The 3,188-nt window shown below is 39.5% G+C and carries 4 protein-coding genes and 2 pseudogenes; 5 read left to right on the top strand and 1 reads right to left on the bottom strand.

Annotated features, from left to right (window positions below):
- Together ACFIKG_RS08875 and ACFIKG_RS08870 are read left to right on the top strand one after the other, a co-directional pair.
- The coding region (locus ACFIKG_RS08875) for a major capsid protein (RefSeq protein WP_375652156.1) at positions 1 to 390 on the top strand (390 nt) is incomplete at its 5' end.
- A gap of 1 nt (position 391) precedes the next feature.
- Positions 392 to 772 carry a hypothetical protein gene (locus ACFIKG_RS08870; RefSeq protein WP_375652155.1) on the top strand — a complete coding sequence of 127 codons (381 nt, stop codon included), beginning with the start codon at positions 392 to 394 and terminating at the stop codon, positions 770 to 772.
- 3 nt (positions 773 to 775) lie between these two features.
- On the opposite strand, the gene ACFIKG_RS08865 is transcribed toward ACFIKG_RS08870, so the two are convergent.
- Positions 776 to 1,861: a hypothetical protein gene (locus ACFIKG_RS08865; protein WP_375652154.1), complete on the bottom strand. Its 1,086-nt coding sequence runs from the start codon at positions 1,859 to 1,861 to the stop codon at positions 776 to 778.
- Positions 1,862 to 2,245: 384 nt separating this feature from the next.
- Here ACFIKG_RS08865 and ACFIKG_RS08860 point away from each other — a divergent pair.
- The 3 genes and pseudogenes from ACFIKG_RS08860 to ACFIKG_RS08850 form a co-directional block, all read left to right on the top strand.
- A pseudogene (locus ACFIKG_RS08860) lies at positions 2,246 to 2,347 on the top strand (phage antirepressor Ant); the annotation flags it as partial.
- A gap of 18 nt (positions 2,348 to 2,365) precedes the next feature.
- Positions 2,366 to 2,735: pseudogene (locus ACFIKG_RS08855) on the top strand (phage tail protein); the annotation flags it as partial.
- 28 nt (positions 2,736 to 2,763) lie between these two features.
- Positions 2,764 to 3,144, top strand: a complete 381-nt coding sequence (locus tag ACFIKG_RS08850) for a phage tail protein (RefSeq protein ID WP_006589081.1) — start codon at positions 2,764 to 2,766, stop codon at positions 3,142 to 3,144.
- The last annotated feature ends 44 nt before the right edge of the window (positions 3,145 to 3,188 follow it).

Here is a 3,188-nt window from a genome sequence, read left to right as displayed (position 1 = left end):
CAGACACTCAATAGCGCCGGAGGTATTGCAACACCAAGCGCTCTTGGCTCGGGCAGCTTTGGCAGTTTTGACTTTGCGGGTGTAACCTTTATTAATTACCGGAGTATCCACAACTATAATGTGAGTGCGAAGGCTGGAACCAAACGCGCCATAGGAATTAAGCCTGATGAATGTCAATTCTTCCCTGTTGATGCGCCTGGTGTATTCCAAAAAACCTTTGCGCCTAGTGAAAGCTTGGATTTTGCCAACACGGTTGGAAGACCTCTCTACACGATGCTAATCGTCGACCACGACCGTAATGCATGGGTAAAACCGGAGGTCTATAGCTATCCGCTTTACATCTGTACACGCCCAGAAATGCTGTTTAAAGCCGTGATTGGAGCAAAATAACATGCGATGGCACGGGCTGCTAAACCAAATGGTTAAAGATGTACGCAACACCTTTGGGCAGCCCATCATCTACACGCGAAAGGACAACCAGCAATCTTTTCGTATCACAGCGATTTACGGCATTAAACATTCGGAATCGGACGCCGGTGGCAGAATCCCTACCACAATTGCAAGAAAGGAACTTGATCTTTGCATCAATGATATCGGAGGCTTACCACCAAAACCTCAAGATAGTATTGTGGTCCTCTCTCCTGAAAACAGCAAAGCGCCCTCTTCTCAAGAGCACTTCACTGTCACAGATGTCCAAGCCTCAGAATCTAGTATGTATAAGCTTATCTTGCGGGAGATAAAAAATGGACGTATCTTTATCTTGTGTGTTTAAAAATTAATAAGGCTGCCCAAGAGCCCGAATTACTGCTACAAACCTTGGATTTGGAATGGCACTAAATCGGTAACTCCATGGTGAGCCAGTACGGTGACTGATGTGACATCTTTGGTATGTTATAATGACTGATGCAATTCCTGCCCAAGTAGTCCTTTCATTATCTTCAGGGCTTACAAATACAATAGCTTGGTTTGTTACTAAAAGACGTCCTAAAGCTGGAGTCTTTTCGCCAATATTGAAGGTAACGCGTTCTTGAACTCCCAACAGTTTTTCATTTTTTGCTAAACGATAATCATATTCACTTGCGTCAAGTTCTTGAAACATTTCACATGCTTCCTCAAAATTAGAGGGAGGAATATCTGATTGCCACAAAGCAACTTCTTGCTCAAAGTTTTTTTCCTTTTTCGCCTCACGATAGGCAATAATAACAAAAATTAAAACAATAAGAATGGGTAGTAATAACCATGGTGTAATAGTTACTGTTACCACAATGCCTCCACTCAACAGAACACAAAGGAGAAAGATCTGTACCCTCTTTTCTAACCGCTTTTTTTCAAGTTCCGGCGACATTTTATTAACAACTGATAAATCAGAAGAAGGGTGGATATGGGGGGGAGGTATTAAAACCTGCTCTGAAACTTTTTCTTTAAAACGTTTTTTGCGTTTATCTTGCCAATGAACAAAAATAGACAAAGCAATACATGCAAAGAAAATTAACCTGAACCATCCCCAAAAACCTAGACCATCATTTTCGTCTGACTTTTTGTCTTGAACATGGATACTTTTCTTATCAGTATTCTCAGGTAGTACATGTTTCACGCTTTCATTTTGAGTAGCAACATATGTTAATAAAGTCGAGGAGGAGGAAAAAATTTCATTATTGTATGTAACTTGATCTGGTTCGAGTTTGTGCAAAAAAAACGCACCTAATATTGCAGAGCCGAGAAATAATAAAACTCCAATACCAAGAGTTTTCAATCCGTTTTTCCGCCATTTTTTTATACACACTAAAACAAGTCCGACAAACATCACTGGGAATAATAACAAGCATACGATCACCGCAGTTGTATCAAGCGTATTGAGCATTATTTTCCCCTTCACTATAAATAAAAAACTAAGCCGAAAAATTTAAAGTGAGTCGACAAATAAAGTAAAGATGTGCTTATAATTTTAGAAAAAAGTGATATTACTGCGTGACATTATTACAGCGATATGAATAATCGAATCAGGTACCTAAGAAACACTTTAAAGCAATGAGCGAACGGATTGCTGGAACAATATCTTCTTCGCCAATTAAAGTTTTGACTCGTTGTATGTTACACCCATATAATGACTTTGTAAGATGTAGTTACACTATACAAGACCCTTTTACGGGGAAAATGTAACGGACGAGCTAGTTGCCCATGTTTCTTAGCACCCAGAGCTCTTTTAGAGTGTCATTAAGAAACGTCTAACAACTAGGAGTCCTTTATGAATACCCTTATAGAAATTAAAGAACAAATTATTGAGCAGGATACCGTTCAAACGGTAAATGCTCATGAGTTGCATGCATTTTTGGAGATAAAATCCGATCTCATTGGTAGCTTGTGAGACGGCATCAAAAGCAAGTGGCAAGCCCTGTCCGAATGGTTTAGCGGTATGATAAGCAAATTAACCAGCTAGATGCCTAATTTGGATGAAAGAAAAGCTAGGCTTTAATGTTTCAATCAACAAAACTTCAACCCAAACTTTAAAAACCTTTACCGAAGAAACCAATGCACGGGCAAAAAGAATGCTGGATACCGTAATTGTCCCCTATGCTCTCCATCTGGAAAAGGTAAAAGTGATTTTAATACAGGCATAGTCGAAACAGGACACATAGAAGCTCCAAATGCAAAAGTGGCTACCTTTAAAGCTCCAAAGCCCATTACAGGTTCACAAATCTATTGAAGTAGACGCACGCGTGATGATTTCAAATTTATAGCCTCTAGCCTTTCGGATTAAATACTATGATGTTAGCTTTGGGTGGTTTTATTTTTTCGATTGAAACAGCAGCTTATCAAACACTTGATATGTCTTATGGGGTTCCATGGGTAGAGCAAGGGCGATTGGGGAGAAAAGCTGCTCTTCAATTGCCAGCTGTTGCAAATGCGGAGTTTTCTTTAGCAGGCGTGATTTATCCAGATTTCAAAGGTGGTCACAGACAGCTCGAATATTTGCGACAAATAGCGCATATGGGACCTCACATTCTTGTTACCGGTCAAGGTAAAATCTTAGGTAAGTTTGTCATTCTTTCTGTAGAGGAAAAGCAAAGTGTTTTTCATCATAATGGCACCCCCAAAAAACAAGAATTTACAATAAAGTTGAGAGAATATGGTGAAGACCTATGAGTGATCTTTATATGACCAAAGATGGTGATATGGTTGATGCCATT

It is taken from the genome of Bartonella sp. LB28NMGDW (assembly GCF_042194435.1).
In the GTDB taxonomy this organism is placed as follows: domain Bacteria; phylum Pseudomonadota; class Alphaproteobacteria; order Rhizobiales; family Rhizobiaceae; genus Bartonella; species Bartonella grahamii.
This window is presented reverse-complemented; position numbering and strand designations above follow the sequence as displayed.

Excerpts from the sequence above, each read along its gene's own strand:
- ACFIKG_RS08870 (WP_375652155.1), top strand. The coding sequence starts at position 392 with ATGCGATGGCACGGGCTGCTAAACCAAATGGTTAAAGATGTACGCAAC.
- ACFIKG_RS08865 (WP_375652154.1), bottom strand. The coding sequence starts at position 1,861 with ATGCTCAATACGCTTGATACAACTGCGGTGATCGTATGCTTGTTATTA.
- ACFIKG_RS08850 (WP_006589081.1), top strand. The coding sequence starts at position 2,764 with ATGATGTTAGCTTTGGGTGGTTTTATTTTTTCGATTGAAACAGCAGCT.